At 72.9% G+C, this 18,127-nt stretch carries 10 protein-coding genes; 3 read left to right on the plus strand and 7 right to left on the minus strand.

What is annotated here, in order from left to right; translation table 11 throughout:
* The first annotated feature begins 239 nt into the window (after positions 1 to 239).
* A complete protein-coding gene (locus ACLII4_RS00770; protein ID WP_412068977.1) occupies positions 240 to 1,808 on the plus strand; it encodes a M28 family peptidase in 1,569 nt (522 codons plus the stop codon).
* 86 nt (positions 1,809 to 1,894) lie between these two features.
* On the opposite strand, the gene ACLII4_RS00775 is transcribed toward ACLII4_RS00770, so the two are convergent.
* Positions 1,895 to 4,111 (minus strand): penicillin acylase family protein, encoded by a 2,217-nt coding sequence (locus tag ACLII4_RS00775; RefSeq protein WP_412068978.1) that lies wholly within the window; start codon positions 4,109 to 4,111, stop codon positions 1,895 to 1,897.
* A gap of 100 nt (positions 4,112 to 4,211) precedes the next feature.
* On the opposite strand from ACLII4_RS00775, the gene ACLII4_RS00780 reads away from it, so the two are divergent.
* Positions 4,212 to 5,405 carry a M20 metallopeptidase family protein gene (locus tag ACLII4_RS00780; protein WP_412068979.1) on the plus strand — a complete coding sequence of 398 codons (1,194 nt, stop codon included), beginning with the start codon at positions 4,212 to 4,214 and terminating at the stop codon, positions 5,403 to 5,405.
* A 248-nt stretch (positions 5,406 to 5,653) separates the two neighbouring features.
* On the opposite strand, the gene ACLII4_RS00785 is transcribed toward ACLII4_RS00780, so the two are convergent.
* A complete protein-coding gene (locus tag ACLII4_RS00785) occupies positions 5,654 to 6,061 on the minus strand; it encodes a hypothetical protein (RefSeq protein WP_412068980.1) in 408 nt (135 codons plus the stop codon).
* 337 nt (positions 6,062 to 6,398) lie between these two features.
* Between ACLII4_RS00785 and ACLII4_RS00790 the strand changes: the two genes are divergently transcribed.
* Positions 6,399 to 7,118 (plus strand): DUF2461 domain-containing protein, encoded by a 720-nt coding sequence (locus ACLII4_RS00790; protein ID WP_412068981.1) that lies wholly within the window; start codon positions 6,399 to 6,401, stop codon positions 7,116 to 7,118.
* Between the two features lie 160 nt (positions 7,119 to 7,278).
* Here the strand turns inward: ACLII4_RS00790 and ACLII4_RS00795 are convergent, their stop codons facing one another.
* The 5 genes from ACLII4_RS00795 to ACLII4_RS00815 form a co-directional block, all read right to left on the minus strand.
* Positions 7,279 to 7,458, minus strand: coding sequence for a hypothetical protein (locus ACLII4_RS00795; RefSeq protein ID WP_412068982.1), 180 nt, complete (start codon positions 7,456 to 7,458; stop codon positions 7,279 to 7,281).
* A 168-nt stretch (positions 7,459 to 7,626) separates the two neighbouring features.
* A complete protein-coding gene (locus ACLII4_RS00800) occupies positions 7,627 to 9,639 on the minus strand; it encodes a hypothetical protein (RefSeq protein ID WP_412068983.1) in 2,013 nt (670 codons plus the stop codon).
* Positions 9,636 to 10,328, minus strand: coding sequence for a deoxynucleoside kinase (locus ACLII4_RS00805; RefSeq protein ID WP_412068984.1), 693 nt, complete (start codon positions 10,326 to 10,328; stop codon positions 9,636 to 9,638). Before ACLII4_RS00805 ends, ACLII4_RS00800 begins: the two co-directional genes overlap by 4 nt.
* Before the next feature lie 139 nt (positions 10,329 to 10,467).
* Positions 10,468 to 15,753, minus strand: coding sequence for a translocation/assembly module TamB domain-containing protein (locus ACLII4_RS00810; protein ID WP_412068985.1), 5,286 nt, complete (start codon positions 15,751 to 15,753; stop codon positions 10,468 to 10,470).
* 46 nt (positions 15,754 to 15,799) lie between these two features.
* Entirely contained in the window at positions 15,800 to 18,103 is a 2,304-nt protein-coding gene (locus ACLII4_RS00815) for an outer membrane protein assembly factor (RefSeq protein WP_412068986.1), read from the minus strand.
* Positions 18,104 to 18,127 lie beyond the last annotated feature (24 nt).

The raw sequence follows: 18,127 nt of genomic DNA on the forward strand, positions 1-18,127 counted from the left end.
GCAGGATCCGTGCCGAACCGCTCGCGGAGTGCCGCCGTGCCGGTTTCGGCCCTCAGCGGGCCTGAGGCCGTTGCCCAAGATTTGCCCTGCGCACGACGTGCGCAACCGGGCCGCCGGGCCGTGCACGGGGTTCGCACCGAGACTGCCCCGACGGGTTAGACCACCCCAAAACTTCTTGTCCCGCGCGCGCCGTCCTGACCTTTACTCTTCCGTTTCCTCCCTCTCCTTCCGCCTCCTCCATGCGCCTCGCTCTCGTCGCCGCCGTCCTCTTGGCGGCTCCGGCTTTCGCTCAGACCCCCACGGCCCTCGCCGACGTCGACCTTGTCGGCCGCTACCAGGCCACCATCACCCCGGCCGAGTTGGCGGGCCACCTCTACGTCTACGCCGACGACTACCTCGCCGGGCGAGAGACCGGCGCGCCGGGCCAGCGCTTCGCCGCCCGCTACCTCGCCGGCCAGTACGCCACGATGGGCATCGCGCCCAAGGGGACCGGCGACGCCGCCAGCCCGTACGCCCTCGACGCCTACCTCCAGCCGTTCGGCCTCGAGCAGAAGACCCTGACGGCGCTCGACGTGACGGTCCGCCAGGGCGGGCAGGTCGTCGTCACCCATACGCTCGCGGCCGACGCCCTCGACGGGGCCATGCTGGCGCCCGCCTACGGGACCATGGACGACGCCACGCCGGGCCCGCTCGTCTTCGTCGGCGACGGGTCTGCGCTCGACGGCCTCGACCTCGACGGCGCCTACGCCGTCCTCCTGCCGGGTGCCGACCAGGGCGCCGTCCGGGCGGCGCTCGGCGCGCTCAGCGCGGCGGGCGTCCGCGGCGCCCTCCTCGCCACCGCCCCGACGACGGCCGACCTCGCCCCCCGCGTGGCGGGCGCCTTCCGCGCCGGCCGCCTCGCCCTCCCCGCCCAAGACGGCGACGACGACGACGGCTCCGGTCTCCCGACCATCTTGATGACCAGCCGCGAAGCCGTCGCCGAGTTGATGGCTGCCGCTGGCGTCGCGGGCGACGACTACCCGCTCGGCGCCACCGGCCTGTCGCTGGCGCTCGACGCGACGTACACGACGGAGACCGTGATGACGGAGAACGTGGCCGCCTTCGTCGAGGGCTCCGACCCTCTCCTTATGAATGAGGTCGTCGTCATCTCCGCCCACCTCGACCACGTCGGCGACGACGGCGACGGCGAGGACGCCATCTACAACGGCGCCGACGACGACGGCTCGGGCACGGTGACGATGCTGGAGATCGCAGAGGCCTTCCAGCAAGCGAAGGCCGACGGCCACGGTCCGCGCCGCTCGATCCTCTTTCTCCACGTCACCGGCGAGGAGAAGGGGCTGCTCGGCTCGGAGTACTACGCCGACCGCGAGCCGCTCTTGCCCATCGAGGACACGGCCGCCAACCTCAACATCGACATGATCGGCCGGTACGACCCCGAGCGCGGGTTCGACACCACCGACTACGTCTACATCATCGGCGGCGACCTCATCTCCCAGGACATCCACGACTGGAACGCGGCCGTCAACGAGACGACGGGGCAGGGCCTCTTCCTCTCGGACCGGTTCAACAGCCCCGACGACCCGAACCAGTTCTTCCGCCGCAGCGACCACTGGAACTTCGGCAAGTACGACGTGCCGTTCATCTTCTACTTCACGGGCACGCACGAGGACTACCACGGCGTCGGCGACAGCGCCGACAAGATCGACTACGACCGGATGGCCCGGATCGGGCGGCTCGTCTTCGGGACGGCCTGGGAGATCGCCAACCGCGACGAGCGGCCGGCCGTCTCGGGCGTCGGGTTCAACTAGGGCTCGCCACCGGTTCCAAACGCCGCGCGGCCCCGCCCCCTTCACTGGGAGCGGGGCCGCGCTTCGTTGTGCGAGATCGGTCCGCGCTAGCGGGCGACCACCAACCGGCGCGACTGGACGGCGCCGCCCGTCGCCAGCCGGACGACGTAGACGCCCGGCGCGAATGCGCTCGCGTCGATCGTCACCGCGTGCTCGCCGGCCGGGTGCGGGCCCGAGGCGGCGAGGGCGACGCGGCGACCGAGCGCGTCGAACACGGCGACCTCGACCTCGGCCGGCGCGTCGAGGCGGACGACGACCGTCGCGGCGCGAGCGGTCGGGTTCGGGAACGGCAGGCCGAACGCAGGCATCGGGATTGGACTGTCGGCCGCCGCGACCGGCTGCGCGCCGATAAACGTGAACGGCTTCATCTCGATCTCGCCGGTCCCCGCCGACGACTCGTAAAAGGCCCACTGGTCGGCAAAGTTGGCGCTCGGCACGCCGGCCGCGTTGACGAACCCGCTCTGGCCCGGCGGGATCACGTTCTCCGCGTCGCTGCCGCCCTGGGCGAACTCGACGACCTGCTGATACGTCGCCGGGTACTCCGGGTACTGCGCGTTGGTGCGGACGACGCGCGTCAGCTCCTGGAGCTCCTCGAACGACACGGCGCCCACCGACTCGAGGTGGTCCTTCAAGACCTCGACGCCGTCGTAGTAGCGGTGGTAGCCGCCCGGCGAGGTCGAGGTCCAGCGGACGTTGTCGCCCTGGTTCCACCACGCGACCGGCTTGTTATTCCAGTTCGCGAAGTAGCCCTGCGCCGGGTTCTCCGACTGCGGGTGCTGGGCAAAGTCCGTCAGCCCGAGCCAGTCCTGCGAGCCGTCGCCCTGGAGCGGCAAGCGCGGGTCGGCGTCGCCGGGGCGGATGGGGTACTGGCCGACGTGCCAGTAGGCGATGTTCTGCTCCTGGTCGGCGTAGAACATGTTGAACGAGACCGGGATGCGCGCGGCGGCGGCCCGAAATTCGTCGATGGAGGTCGCGTCCCAGGCGTCGAGGAGGGCCTCGGCCATCTCCAGCTCCTCGTTCTCGAAGGCGTACTTATAGGCGTACGCCCGGCCGTTCGCCGCGTCGATCGAGTACACGGGCCCGTACGCCGTGCGGAAGCTGGTGTACGTCACCGGGCTCCCCCCCGCGACGTTGATCGTGGAGGTCACGGGCTCGGCCGGGACGAAGGCGCCGTCGACGAGGTACGTCGGGATGCCCTGCGCCGTCGGCGGGCCGAGCGTGAGCGTGAACGTGTCCGTGTTGTCCGTCGCGCCGGTCGTGAAGGTCCACGTCCGCCCGCGCGTCCGGCCGATGATGACGCCGGGGATGCCGGGGACGCTCATGCCCGCCACGTGGAGCCCGTCGCCCTCGGGCGCGCCGACGAGCAGCTCGTACTCGGCGGTGACCGCTTTGCTATCGACGCGCGGCTGGCCCATCTGGGGGGCGCCGAGCAAAAGGACGTGGCCGGACTCCGACATCGCGCCCGAGACCACGGCCGCGAACGAGCCGAACTTGTGGGGCACGCCGTTGGCGATCAGCCCGTCCGTCATCGCGGCCCGCTGGCGCTCGACGGCCGCCGCCACGGCCGGGTCGACGGGGGGGCCGGCGTACGTGCTCCCCGTCGCCTGGGGCGCCTGGCTCGACGCCTCGATGGTCACCGACGCCGTCGGGTCGTTGACGGGGCGGTTGGCCTCGAACCAGTCGGTCCCGTTGGCCTGGAGCTCCGCGAGCCGCGTCAGCTCGTTGCCGCCGATCTCGCCAAAGCGGCGGATAAAGAACTGCATCACCGCCATCGCCTTGTCGACGGTGTACGGCTCGGGCGTGAACCCGCCGACGGCGTACTCGACCGGGAGGTAGGTCGCCGGGTCGGCCGCCGTCGAGTCGATGTAGGCGTTGATGCCGTCGACGTAGGACGCGATCATGGTCTGGAGCCGGGGCGTGAGCGCGTCGAACTGGGCGGCGCGCTCGTCGGGCGTGTAGAAGACCGTGCGGATGCCCTGGTCCTGGGCCAGCGCGGCCGAGCCCTGGAGCTCCGCGAGCCGGCCGGTCGCCGTGCGCCAGAAGGTCTCGAGCTGGAACAGCCGGTCCTGGCCCGTCGCGAAGCCCTGGCCGAAGAAGACGGCGGCCTCGGTCTCGGCGGTGATGTGGGGGACGCCGTAGTCGTCGCGGTCGATGGCGACCGTCGTGCCGTCGGGCGCGAGCAGCGAGACGTCGGTCGCCGTCTGGGCGCCGACGGCGAGGGGGACCGCCAGCAGGGCGATGAGAAGAGAGGAGCGAAGGGGCATGGGGCCAGGGATGGGGGCAAATGAGACTGTGTTAAGGGCGTGTGCAGCGATCCGTTCCCGCGCGCCGCGCGTATCGTCCGGCTCCTCCCCCGATTCCGCCATGCTCGACCGCGTCCGCCAACTCGCCGACGACGTCTTCCCCGAGGTCGTCCGCTTGCGGCGTGCCATCCACCGCCGGCCCGAGCTGGCGTTCCAGGAGCACGAGACGGCCGCGCTCATCGCCGACGACCTGCGCGGGCTCGGGCTCGATGTCCAGACCGGAATCGCCACGACCGGCGTGGTCGCCCACATCTCGGGCGCCGAGCCGGGCCCCGTCGTCGCGCTCCGCGCCGACATCGACGCGCTCCCCATCACGGAGGCAACTGGGCTCGACTTCGCATCGGAGATCGACGGGGCGATGCACGCGTGCGGCCACGACGCGCACACGGCGATGCTGCTCGGCGCGGCGCGCATCCTGCACGGCGTCCGCGACGAGCTGGCGGGATCCGTCCGACTCATCTTCCAGCCCAGCGAGGAGAAGGCGCCGGGTGGGGCGAACGTGATGATCGAAGAGGGCGTGCTCGCGGAGATGGCCGGGCACGGCGCGGTCGAGCGGATCTTCGGGCAACACGTCTTCCCCCAGATCCCGGCCGGCGTCATCGGCGTGCGCGGCGGGCCGTTCATGGCGGCGAACGACGAGGTGTTTCTGACCATCGAGGGCGAGGGCGGCCACGCGGCGGCGCCGCACCAGCTCACCGACACCGTGCTCGTGCAGGCGCACATCCTGACCGCGCTCCAGGCGGTGATGTCGCGCAACCGACCGCCCGAGGTGGCCTCCATCCTGTCGTTCGGCCGCGTCGTCGGCGACGGCGCGACGAACATCATCCCCGACCGCGTCCGCATCGACGGCACGTTCCGGTCGATGGACGAGGCGTGGCGCCAGCGCGCGCACGACCTCATCCGCCGGACCGCCGAGCACACCGCGCAGGCCTTCGGCGCGACGTGCACTGTCGAGATCGTCCCCGGCTACCCGGTCCTGCGGAATGACGAGGCCGCCGCCACGTTCGCCCGCGCCGTCGCCGTCGACTTCGTCGGCGAGGACCGCGTGCTAGACGTGCCGATGTGGTACGCCTCCGAAGACTTCGCCTTCTACACCGAGCAGGTGCCGGGCTGCTTTACCGTGCTCGGCGTCGGCAACCCCGCCGCGGGCATCACGCACGGCTTGCACACGCCTCGGATGACGGTCGACGAGGAGGCGCTGCGGACGGGGGCAGGCTTCCTCGCAGCGCTGGCGGTCCGCCAGCTGGCGGCGTAGGCCAGAACGGGAGGGCGACCAAGCCCTGTCCGGAGACGAGAGTCGCCGGTGGGGCGAACACGCGGTGGCGCGGTAGGCAAGGCAGCGGTTGCTCGCGGTCGCCCCCTGCCCTTGGTCGGGCAGGAGGAGACCGAGGACCGCCGGGCACGGTCCAGAACTGAGGCACGGCTGCCGTCAGCGGTTCGTCGCCTGTCGGTGCAGAGCCCCGACGCCATCGGACGCGGCGTGGGGCACGTGCCGGACCCGACTCAACGCGTCCGGGCCGAGACGCTCAGCGGCGTCGTCACGTCGAACGAGGACTGCGACCCGGCCGCACGCGTGCCAACGAACCGGAACGACCAGCTCCCGCTCACGCGGAAGTACGCCTCGTTGCCGGCTTGTAACGGGACGCGCTCGCCAGCCAGAATGACGGACTCCTGCGGGCTGAACACGATCGCGTTGCCGATGGGGTTGATGATGTCGACGCGGACGATGCGGACGTCGGCATTGGGGATGGCGGCGAACTGGAGGCCCTGCGTTCCGTCCCCGAAGGGCACGACGACGGAGGCGATCTGGAAGGTGGGCTGGGCCTCGGGCGGATCGAGGACCTCGGGCTCACCCGAGTCGCAGGCGGCGACCGAGAACAACAGGGCGGCGAGGAGGAGGAAGCGGGCCATGGTGACGGTTGGAGAGGGGGTGAGGAGGCCTCCCCATGCCAAACGGCAGAGAGGCAGGTACACAGGAGACCGAGATCCCCGTCGAAACCGGATCACACCCGTGCGCGGGGCGGGAGCGGACGCCGCCGAGCCCACCGGCCCGGTGGTGCGTTCGCCCGCGCGCGCAGCGGGAAGGGGTCCGTAGGGAAACCGCGCCCGTCGACGAGGGCGCTCGTCCGTGGGGCCGACTCGTCCCCCAACCGCTGTGCCCAGCCGCGGGGCCGCCGCTCGGACACCCGGCGGCACTCGCGCGTAGGAGGAGGCCGACCTGTTCTCTCAACTGACCCTCCGACGCTCCGTGATCGCCACACCGCCCGACGTGCTCGCCCCCTTCCCCGGCCTCACCGACGACGCCTTCGCCTTTCTCCGCCGGCTCAAGCGCAACAACGACCGCGAGTGGTTCCGTCCCCGCAAGGAGCTCTACAACGAGGAGCTGCGCGAGCCGATGCGGATGCTCGTCACCGACCTCAGCCGGCGCTTGCCCGAGCGCGGGCTCCCGCTCTCCGGCGACCCCAAGCGCGCCGTGTTCCGGATCCACCGCGACACGCGGTTCTCGAAGAACAAGGCGCCGTACAAGACCCACGTCGCGGCCGTCCTCTCGCGCGACGGCGACAAGCGGGCGCCGGGCGCGCTCTACATCCACGTCGAGCCCGGGGCCAACCGCGTCGGCGGCGGGTTCTGGCGGGCCGACCGCGAGTTCCTGCGCGCGTGGCGGACCCGGATGGCCGCCGACCCGCAGCCCTTCCTCGACGCCGTCGCCGCCGCCGAGGGCGCGGGCTTGGTGATGGAGACGGCCGGCAGCGAGCTCACCCGGATGCCGCGCGGCTTCGAGGACCACCGCGACAACGCCGCCGCCGACTACTTCCGCTGGCGCGGCGGCTTCGCGGCCGTCCGCTCCGACATCTCGGAGGAGGACGTGGCCTCGCCGTCGTTCGCCGACCTGGTGGTCGAGACGGCCGAGGCCGTCCGCCCGCTCCTGGAGTACGGTTGGGACGTGGCCGACGCCGCTGCGAAGTAGCTCTCGCCCCCCCCGCCCGCTGCCATCGCTTCGCTCAAGGGTGCTCGGACGGGGGGAGCCGTCGGCGTCGAACACCTCGCTACCGCGTCACCACGACCGGCAGGGGGTCCAGCCCGATCTCCGTCGCCAGCCGGACGAGGTACGTCCCGGGCGCGAGCCCTCAGACATCGGCTGCCACGTCGTGCCGCCCCACTGCCCGGTCGCCGGACGTGACGACGGCCACCTCGCGGCCGAGCGCGTCGACGAGCGTCAGCCGGACCGACGGCGCCGCCGCCAGCTCAAACCAGACGGCGACGCGGTCCGCGACCGGGTTGGGCGCCGCGCGGAGCAGCCGCCCCATGGCGATGGGCGCCTCGCTGGCGGTCGCTCCGCTACGGACGATGCGGCGGACGGCGCGGGAACCGAACTCCGATTCAGAGACCCCTGAAGCCGGGGCGCATCGCTGCGTCTCGCGCCTCGGGTTCGGCTGGAGCTGAGCACGCCTCGGCCCCTCTATCATTCCTGATCCTTAGTCCAGCAGCGCCCAGAACACGCCGAAGCGCAGGACGTGGGGGGCCAGCGGCTCGCCCTGCGTGACGACGGCGCCGTAGGCCCGCTCCCCGAGCGCGTGGTCGTAGCGCACGAAGAGCGAGGCGCGGGTCTGGAACGTGGCCGTGGCGTCGAGCCCGACGAGCGCGCGGGCGGGAAGGAGCGGCCCCAGGTCGCCCGACGCGTCCGCGAGCAGCAGCAGCCCCGTCGTCGGCTCGATGCGGCGGCTGCGGAGGTCGGTCCACGCGCGGACGCGGACGGAGAGATCGAGGTCGAGGACGCCGTCGCCCACGTCGTCGGCACGCACGCCCAAGCGGGCGTCGCCCCAGGCGCGGGGGAGCGCGGCGTCCAAGCGATCGCCCAAGTCGCCGCCGCCGCTCAGCACCTGCGCCGTGCCCTGCGTACGGGCGTAGAGGCCCCGCTCCGTCGCCTCGCGCCAGCCCACGCCCAGCGTCCCGCCGACGCGGAGGACGGGGTCGAGCGCCGTCGCGATTTGCGCCAGCGAGTCGCCGATCGCCAGCGCAACGGTCTCGCCCTCGGTCGCCGCCGCAAACGCCCGCACGTGGGTGCGCCAGTCGCCCCGCCGCGCCGCCGCCCCGACGTCCGCCGCCAGCGTCCGCTCCAGCCCGCCGCCGACGAGGACGCGCCCGGGCAGCCCGGCTTCCGCCAGCCGCGACCGTGGGCGCCCCCCCAGCCGCACGCTCGCGAACGCCGCCCCGCTGGCGACGCGCACCGACGCCGACGGCCATGCATCTCCACCGACCGAGTGCGCACCTGCGGCCACAGCGACCGCCAGCGCCCCGAGGCGGACCGAGTCCGACACGCCGGCATGGACGCCGAACCGCGTGCCGCCCGCGAGGGCTCCGCCGATCGGCCCCGGCGACGGCTCGCCCGTCACGTCGACGCGCAACCGGAGCGCGTGGGCGCCCGCCGCGACGGGCTGCTCGGCAAAGGCTGCCCACCGCGCGGCGTGGACGCGGACGGTGTCGGCCCCGAGCCCCGGCGCGAACGCCAGCCGCTGCGTTGCCAGCGCCAGCCCCGCCTCGGTCGGCGCGCCCACGATCGGGACGCGAGCGCGGAGCCAGCCCTCCGTCCGCAGCGTCCGCCGCGTGGCGCTGGGGCCCAGCACGGTCGCCGTGTTGCTGCTGAAGATGGCTGCCAGCGGCTGGCCCGCTCGGGGAACGACGCCGGTGCGGGCGCCGACGGTGCGGTCGGTGTACAGCACGCCGGTCTCGATCGCCACGCCAGGGCGCGTGAGCAAGAGCCGCGCGCTCGCGTCGGTGTGCGCGAGGTCGCCGCCGTCGAGTGGTGAGTCGGCCGACCGGCTGGCGGCGTGGCCGGTCACGGTGAGGCGACTCTCGCGGCTGCCGCCGCGCAGGAACGCCGGGGGCAGCCGCGTCTGCGAGTGCGAGCCCGAGACGTGCTGGATCCCGTCCTGCCCCCCGAGGTAGCGCAGCTCCGTCACAGGCACCGCCAGCCGCAAATCCCGCGTGGAGGCGGCCACGCCCAGCGCGCGGCCCCATTCCCCGTCGGTGGCCACGAGCGGGCCGATGAGCGCCAGCGGGAGCAGGTCCACACGGGGCGCGCCGGTGACCAAGTCGTGCAGCGGCCGCCCGTCGAGCGCCAGGCCGGGGGCCTCGGGGCCAAGCCCGTCGAGCGACGTGCCGGCGGTGTGGCCTGGCGCGCCGGCCGCGTAGCCGAAGGCGCCGGGCACGTCGGCCAGCAGGGCGCCCAGGTCGAGCGCGGCCGTCGTCGCGGGGACGGGCGCCAGGGCGCGGCCTCCGGCGAGCGCGAACGGGGCGACGGGCGGCCCGGCCGGCGGAGCCACGGGCAGCGCCGCCAGCGAGTCCGGGACGGTGGGGACGGGCATCGCCGTCGAATCGGTCTGCGCCGAGGCCACGCCCGCGCCTCCGACCACCAGCATCCCCACGAGCGCCAGCCGCCGGAGCCCCTCGTGCCCCACGCCCCGCGCCCCGTGCCCTTCCCGGCTCACCCCTCGACGGGGAACAGCCCGAACAGCCGGTTCTCGATGCGGCTCAGGATCTCGTACCGGTCCTCATCCTCGTTGACGAAGTCGAGGTCGTCAGTCTCGACGACCATCTTGGGGTACGGGTACCGGTCGATCCAGTCCTCGTAGAGCTCGTTGAGCCGCTCGAGGTAGTCGAGGCGGATGGACGTCTCGAACTCCCGACCGCGCGCCTGGATGTGGCGGACGAGCGTCGGGACGTCGGCGCGGAGGTAGACCAGCAGGTCCGGCGGGCGGAGGTACCCGACCATGATCGAGAACAGCTCGGCGTAGTTGACGTAGTCGCGCCCGTCCATCAGCTCCATGTCGTGGAGGTTGCGGGCGAAGATCTCGACGTCCTCGTAGATGCTCCGGTCCTGCACCACGGAGCCCGGCTGGGCCTCGATCTGCTTCTGGTGCTTGAACCGGCTCGACAGGAAGAACACCTGGAGGTTGAAGCTCCAGCGCCGCATGTCGTCGTAGAAGTCGGCGAGGTACGGGTTGTCGTCGACGGCCTCGAAGAACGGGCTCCAGCCGAACGTGTCGGCCAGGATCTGGGTCAGCGTGCTCTTGCCCGCGCCGATGTTGCCGGCGACGGCGATGTAGAGCTTGCGGGGCGCGTCGGGGTCGGCGGCGAGCGAGGGCTGCGCCCCGTCCGTGGGGGAGTCGGTCGGCATGGCGGTCGTCGGGGGCCCGGAAGGTAGCGCCCGGGGTGGAGGTCCTTCGGCGCAGAACCGAGGGAGCCTGCGGGCGGATCGGCACATCCCCGACGGTCGGGACGGGCGTCTCGCGATCCGCCCCTGCGACCTACCGCCTCTACCAGCTCAGCTCATAGTCCAGGCCGGCACCGACGCCGCGCTGGCCCGAGTACTCCGCCTGGGCGCTGAGCCAGCGGAGCAGCTCGTAGTCCAGCGACAGGAGCAGTGGCAGGCGCTGCTCGCCCTGCGACGTGTCGCCGAGCGGGACGATGACGCCCGCCGTCCAGAACAGGCGGCTAGCGAGGTAGTCGCCGAACTTGAGGACCAAGTCGCCGCCCTCGTAGTCGATCTGGACCATCTCGAGGCCCAGCTTCTCCGACGCGAGCCCCTCGAAGACGCCCGAGGCCTGGCCGAGGAGGAAGCCCGTCCCCGCGCCCGCCAGCGCGCCCGTCCCCACGAAGTCGTCCGCGAGCCGGCCCGTGGCGATGAGCGACACGATGTCGGCGGCCTCCATGGCCGGGTTCGCGCTGAGCCGGATCGTCGGGTTATCGTCCAAGCGGCCCTCGGCGGAAAGCGTGATCGTCGCCGACGACTGCCCAGCGACCGAGCCCGGCAGGCGGATGTCGAGCGTCGCCGCGAGGTCGACGCGGGCCGCGAGGGGGTCGCCGTTGAACAGGATCGACCCGTCCTCGAGCTGGAACTGTCGGTTGAGCGTCTCGACCGTGCCCCGGCCGAGGTCGATGCGGCCGAAGAGCTGGCTGCCCTCGGCGTACGACCGCTTGCGGGCCTCCACGTCGCCGGAGAACTCGATGTCGAACGTGAGCCCGGCGTTCGAGCGGAGCCACACGTTCTGCTCGATCTCGACGGTGAGCGAGTAGTCGAGCGCGTCGACGAAGCGGCTCTGGGACGTGTCGCGAGCCGTGACGACGCGGCCGAAGCGGGCCTCGACCTCGCGGATCTGGGCGTCGGTCAGCGTCACCGGCTCCAGCTCCGGCGGGACGAGCTCGTCGGTGAGGTAGATGTCGCCCTCGGAGAGCACGACCGAGCCGCGTAGGACCGGCTTGTCGAGCGTGCCTGTCAGGCGGAGCGGCTGCGGGCCCCGGTTGATGGTCAGGCCCCGGTACGTCCGCGAGTCCATCGCCAGGAACTCGCGCGGGGTGATGGTCAGGTCGAACTCGCCCACCGACAACTCGCGCAGGCGGATGTCTCCGGTAATGTCGAGGGCCGTCCGGCCGGTCTCGTCCAGGATGCGGACGTCGTCGAGCACGATCCGGTCGTTCTGGAACGTGAGGTCGGCGACGATGGGCTCGTAGATGCGCCCCGTCTTGACGACACCGAGGCGGCCGTTTTGCAACGTCGCGACGCCGTCGAGGCGGGGGCTCGCCTGCGTGCCGGCGATGCTCAGATCGAGCCGCAAGGTGCCGCCGAGCGCGTTGTAGACGCGGTCGTCGAGGAACGGGCGGGCCCAGTCGATGGGGAAGGCCTGGGCGCGGGCACGAAGGGCCACGCGCTCGTCGGGGAGCGGCGCCTCGCCGATGGCGGAGGCGAGCGAGAACTGGAAGGGGACGGTCCCGTCGACGGTCAGCGTCTCGCCGTCGACGTGGGTGAGCACGGCGTCCACGCGGAGCCGGTTGTCGGCATACGCCACCTCGGCGGCGAGCGCGCCGACGGGCTGGCCGCGCGAGGTGAGGTCGTCGAGCGTCACGACGCCGTCGATGCGGGGGGCGGTCGCCGAGCCGGTCAGGTCGAGCGTCGCCGAGAGCTCGCCGCCGAGCGCGTCGAGCGCCACGAAGTCGGTGAGCGCGTCGATGGGCAGGCTCTCGACGGTGAGCACGAAGTTCTGCTGGCCCTCGAAGTCGAGCGTGCCGTCGGCGGCGATCTGGCGGGCGCCGTCGTCGGAGGCGAGGATCAGGCCGCGCACGTCGATGACGCCGTCGGCGAGCGAGATCTCGGCGGGCTGCAGGAGCGACCACTCGTTGCGGTCGAGCTTGAACCGACCGCGCTCCAGCAGGACGCCCTCGGCCGTCGGGTCGAACCGGGCGAACAGGTCGAGGTCGCGGCGGTCGTCGACGCGGACGCCGGCCTCGACGGTGTACGTGCCGTCGTCCATGCCGACGACCGCCTGGCCCTGCTCGACGCGGAAGGTGGGCCCGTTGAGCACCGCGAACTGGGCGCGGAGCGCGCCGTCGAAGCGGTCGAACGCGGCGACGGAGTCCGGGAGGGACCGGTCGTAGGCGGCGTTGAGCGTCGCGTCGAGGCCGGTCAGCGCGTAGTCGTCGACGATGATCTGGCGGGCCTCGGCGGCCCCGACGATGCGCAACGGCCCGCCCGCCTCGGCCGCCACGTCGAGCACGAGTGTGCCCGTCTCCAACCCGATCGTCCGCTCGGTCATCGACGCCAGCGGGGCCAAGCTGGCGATGGCCCCTTCAAGGTGGAAGGCGGAGGGCGCCGTGTCGTTGAAGAGCGCCAGCGTGCCCGCGCCCCGCACGGTGGCGAGGTCGCTCTCGACGCGCAGCGTGTCGAACCGGACGACGCCGCCGTCGAGGGCGAACCGCGTCTGCAGCGTGTCGAGGCCGATGGGCCCCAACGTCGACGGGCCGCCGTCGAGCGCGCCCGCGAGTGTCATCGTGGCCGGGTCGAACCCGCGGCCGGTCACGTCGAAGGCCAGCGTGACGCGGAGCGGGTTGTCGGGCGGGAGGTCGAGCAACGTCCCCGCGTCGAGCCCGACCGTGCGGCCCTCGACGGCGTAGCTGGGGACCTCGTCGAACGGGCGGCCGACGAACGTGGCGACGACGCGCCCGCCCTCGGCCACGCCCTCGTCGGCGGCCGGCGAGGCCAGCGCCAGGTCGAGGTCGGCGTCGAGCGCTCCGTCGCGCAAGGTGAAGGCGATGCGGCCGTCGTCGATCTCGGCGTCGTTGATGCGCGACGGGCGGAGCGTGACGACGCCCTGCCCGTCGGCCGAGGCGATCTCGGCGACGCCGGAGATGCGGCCGGAGAAGCAGCCGTTGAGGTCGGACCGGGGGGCGGCCTCGGCGAAGCGTGACACGTCGAGGTCGGAGAAGCAGGCGTGCTCGAACTCGTAGCCCGGGTTCGCGTCGAACGGGCGGCCGGAGAAGGCGAGGTCGAAGGCGCCCTCGGGCGTGACCAAGTCGCCGTCGACGGTCAGGAAGCCGTTGTCGAGGGTGACGGCGAGGTCCGCCCCGTCGACGAAGCGCTCACCGTACGACGACGGCTCGGTGATGCGGACCTGCGCGCTCAGGACGGCCGTCGTCGGGTCGATGCCGGACCCGTTCACGGAGTACGCCCCGGTGAGGTCGCTGTAGCGCTCGGGGATGCCCTGCACCTCGGCGAGGTCGAGGTTTTGCATCGTCCCCTCTAGCCGGTAGCTCAGCGGGAGCGCGAAGGGCTGGGCGGTGCCGGTCGCCGTCAGCTGGCCGCCCGGGCCGAAGTCGAGCGCGGCGTCGATCTGGGCGGTGCCGTTGCGCAGGATCACGTCGAGGTCGCTGGCGGCGACCTCGTACGTGCCGTACCGCGAGTCCGTAAGGTTCGCCGTCAAGTCGATGGGCGCTTGCGTGAGGTCGAGGCCCTGGCCGGACAACGTGAACGAGCCCGTGAGGTCGCTGTCTTGCGTCTCCTTACCGGTGAGCGCGGTGAGGTTGAGCCCGTACGCCTCGCCCTCGACCACCTCGTACGCGAGGGGGTCGCCGAGTTGGAGCGTGCCGAGCGCCACGATCCGGCCGGCCCCGTCGGCGAGCGTCGCGTCGGTGTCGAAGGCGACGACGCCCCGGTCGATGTCGGCGTCGAGGTCGACGGCCGTGAACCTCAGGCGTCGGTCGCGCAGGCCGATGTCGGCGCGGGTGAGGTCGAGGGCGAGGTTGCCGGAGAACGTGTCCAGCGAGGCGCCGCGACCGACGAGCGCGAACTCGCCCGCGAAGGCGTCGGTCCGGCCCGAGCCAGGGAGCAGCACGCCCAGGTCCACGTCCTGCGCCGTGCCCGCGACCTGGATCGTGGGGACCTCGTCGAACGGCCGGGCGCGGCCCTCGGCGACGATGGTCGCGCCCGGGAGCGCGCCGTCGATGTCGAACGTCACGCGGCCGGCGGCGAACGAACCGTCCACGTCGAGCCGGTCGATGGTCCGCCCGCCGACGCGCGTCTCGCGCAGGGCCACGTTGAAGGGGCCGCTCAGCGTCGCCAGCGTGGTGCCCTGGAGGTTGAGGCGGAGGTCGCCGGTGACCTCGGCGGCTTGCGCCGGGTTGCCGGTCAGCTCCGACGGGTCGAAGCGCTGCAACGTGCCCTGGGCGCGGTAGCGGACCGGCCCGTCGGTCTCCCGACTGAACTCGCCGTCGAGCGAGATCGTCGCGTCGCCGAGTGCGCCCGCCAGCGAGGTCGTCAGCAGGTCGCCGTCGGAGTCGACGCGGAGCCGCATCCGGGGGTCGCCGTAGAGCGTGACCCCGGCGAAGGCGCGGGCGTCTTCGAGCGCGATGGGGGTGGCCTCGAGGACGGCGTCGAAGACGGGGAGCGACCCGTCGGTCATGAACGCCAGCCGGGCGTGGCCCGTCACGTCGGTCCCCGACGTGCTCGCGATGGACAGCTCGCGCAGGTCGAGCTCTTGCTTCGAGAATCGCCCGGCGGCGGCAAGCTGGGCTGTGGCGCGCTCGAACGGAGCGATGGCCCGCAACGCCAGCCCCTCGATGTCGCCCGAGAGCGAGTCGCCCCGGGAGCGGAAGTCCCGGACGAGCGCCGACACGTCGCGGACGGCGTGGACCGAGTCCGGGCCGTCGGGACGGTACCAGATCACGTCGGCGGCGCCGTTCGTCACGACGAGCCGGTCGAGGACGACGGCGAAGGGGTCCTTCTGCTCTTCCTCATCGGCGGGCTTGAGCAGCCCCGCGAGGTTGAAGGTGCTGTCGGCCCGCTGGCGGATGGTGAGGCGCGGCCCGCGGATGGCGAGTTCGCTGGCCGAGAACGTCCGCCGCAAGAGCGTCGTCAGGTTGTAGTCGACGAGGACGGTGTCGACGGCCAGGATCGTCTCGCCGTCCCTAGCGACGGTGAGGCCCCGGAGGCGGGCGCCGGTCAGGAAGTTGCCCTCCAAGCCCTCGGCCGAGATCTCGGCGTCGTCGGCGAAGACGTTGGCGATCTGCCCGACGACGAGCCCGCGCGCCCACGTCTGGCCGGGCGTGGTCTGCAAGAACACGAGGGCCCCCACCACGACGGTCGCCAGCGCGCCGAGCCCGACGAGCAGCCCGTTGCCCACCTGCTTGCGGCGGCTCCGCCGCCCGCGCGCCGCCCCCGCGCCCGACGCGGCCGCGTCGGACGCGCCCGTGCCCGACGCCGGCACGGCACCGCGAGGCGCGGCGCCGTCGCCCGAGGGGCCGAGGTCGGTGCGGGTGGGGTCGGTGGGCACGGGAGGCGAAACGCCGCGAGCGGCGGAAAGGTCTGGCGAGGGCCGGTTAGAACGTCTGTCCGATCGAGAAGTGGGGCTGGAGCCGGCCCAACACCCCGAGGCCCAAGACCTTGCGGGTCGGCACGTCGTCGATGTCGAACGCCGCGCCGCGCTGGCGGGCGCCGACGTAGCCGGGGTACGTTTCGTCGCCGAGCGCGTCGGCGCCGCACGAGGGCTCCCCGGCGAAGATGGACGAGCCGCAGTAGACGGCCGCCGGCTCGCGGATGTCGAGCGCCGAGGGGTTGACCTTGAAGCCGAGCCCGATGGAGACGAACCCGACCGGCGTGAGGTACTGGATGCCCGCGCCGACGCCGACGCGCAGCCCGCCCTCTTCGGCCAGCACGTCCGCGAGGTCGGCGTCGGCGCGCGTGCCGGCGGCGCGGACCAGGTCCTCGGCGGGCACGTCGCTGGGCGCGGCGACGAGGCCCGCGTCGGCGAACACGTTCGCCCCCCACTGCGGCCCGAGCGGGAGCGGCAGGTTGAGCTGCAGGCTCCCCGACGCCTTGTACCGGCCCCCGACGCCGACGTAGTTGACGTCCCCGGGGCTGGTGATGAGCGACGGGCTCGGCGTCTCGCCTGCGGTGACGACGGGTGGCGTGACGGCGAAGGTCTTCGGACCCAGCCGGGCGGCGGCCCAGCCGCGCACGTCGCCGGTGCCGCCCGCATAAAAGAGCTGGTCGCGGAAGAGGACGTAGTCGGCCAGGTTGTCGGGGCTCGTTCTGCCGAAGGCCGCCAGCGTCCCCACCGTCAGCCGGGCCACGACGCCGACCCGGCGCTGCAGCGGGATCGTGACCGAGGCCGCCAGCCGGGCGCGGCCGTACGCGACATCACCGCCGGCGATGGAGGCGGACGGCCGGAGGACGTAGCCGCGCGTCGGCTGGAGCGCGTCGTCGAGCTTGCCCCACACCACGTCCAGCCCGACGACGCCGGTCGTGGCCTGCAGCGTATCGGGCAGGAACGGGCCGGGCGGCTCGGCGAACTGACCTGCATCCAGGATCCGCAGGCCCAGGCCGCGCGAGAGGTCACGGGCGCGGCCGGTGAGCGAGAGGCCCGCCGTCTGGAGCGGGCCGCGCGTGTAGAGCAGCGTGTTCGACAGCTCGGTCTGGGTGCTCGACTCGATCTCGTCGTCGCGGACGCGGTACGACGGCTGCAGGGTGTACGAGAGCCGGCGGTCGAAGACGTAGGGCTGGCGGAAGGGCAGCGACAGGCGGAAGTCGCGGATCGGGCCGCCGGTGACCGACGCCCGGCCGCCGCCGCCGAGCCCGGCGCCGATGCCGGTCCGCCACTCCAGCGCCGCCCCCAGGCGCCTCGCGCCACCGAACGCGTTGAGGTGGGTCGCCGAGGCCTGCACCGTCACGCCGCCGTCGGAGAAGTAGCCCGTGAAGGCATTGAGGATGCGGCTCGGGCCGCGCCGGACGCGCACGACGACCGGCACCAACGTGTCCCCGCGGACGGCCTCGGGCGCGATGTCGACCAGGGCGAGCGTGAACAGGCCCAGCCCGAACACCTCGCGCTGGCCGTCGACGAGCGCGCTGGCGTCGAACAGGTCGCCGGGCTGGACCGGCAGCTCGCGCGTGATGACGCCGCGCGCCAGCGACGAGTCGCCCTCGACCTGGACCGCACTCACGCGAGCGCGCGGCCCGACGTTGACCTTGACACGCACGTCGGCGCGCAGGCCGGTCGAGTCGGGGAACTGCTCGGCGCCGGCGTCGGCCCAGGCGTAGCCCCGGTTGCGGAGCCACGCCAGCGTCCGGCTCTGAAGCTGGACGAGCGCGAAGGCGTCGAGCCGGTCGCCGGTCGCCACGACGGGGCGGCGCGCGAACTCGCGCCACTCGTTGCGGAGTTCAGGCGCCAGCACGTCGGCGACGGGGCTCTGGCCGGGCCCGGCGAACGTGACCTCGCGGACCAGCAGCGGCGGCCCCTCGGCGATCTCGAACGTGACGGCCGCCCGGTTGCGCGTCGTGTCCAGCACGACGGCATAGTCGACCGACGCCCGCGGGAAGCCGCTCTGCTCGTAGTAGCGCGTTAACCGGACCACGTCCTTGGCCAGTTCGACCGGCAGAAAGGGGTACGTCGCGTCGCGGTCGCCGCCGCCGAACACACCCAGGATCTTGCCCGGCGGGGCCGTCGTCGCGATCTGAAGCTCCAGGTTGGCGACCTCCAGCGTCTGCCCCTCGGAGAACGCGAAGCCGACCGAGCCGACGCTCGTCTCGTCGTCGACGAGGGTGAGCGGCGCCTGCGCCTGGGCCGGGGCCGTGGCGAAGACCGCGACGAGCGCCGCGAAGCGGAAGAAGAGACGGGCGGCGGTCACGCGGCGGCCGAGCGGAAGGGGCAC

Origin of the sequence: Rubrivirga aquatilis, from assembly GCF_046845665.1 — a bacterium.
Classification (GTDB): Bacteria; Bacteroidota; Rhodothermia; order Rhodothermales; family Rubricoccaceae; genus Rubrivirga.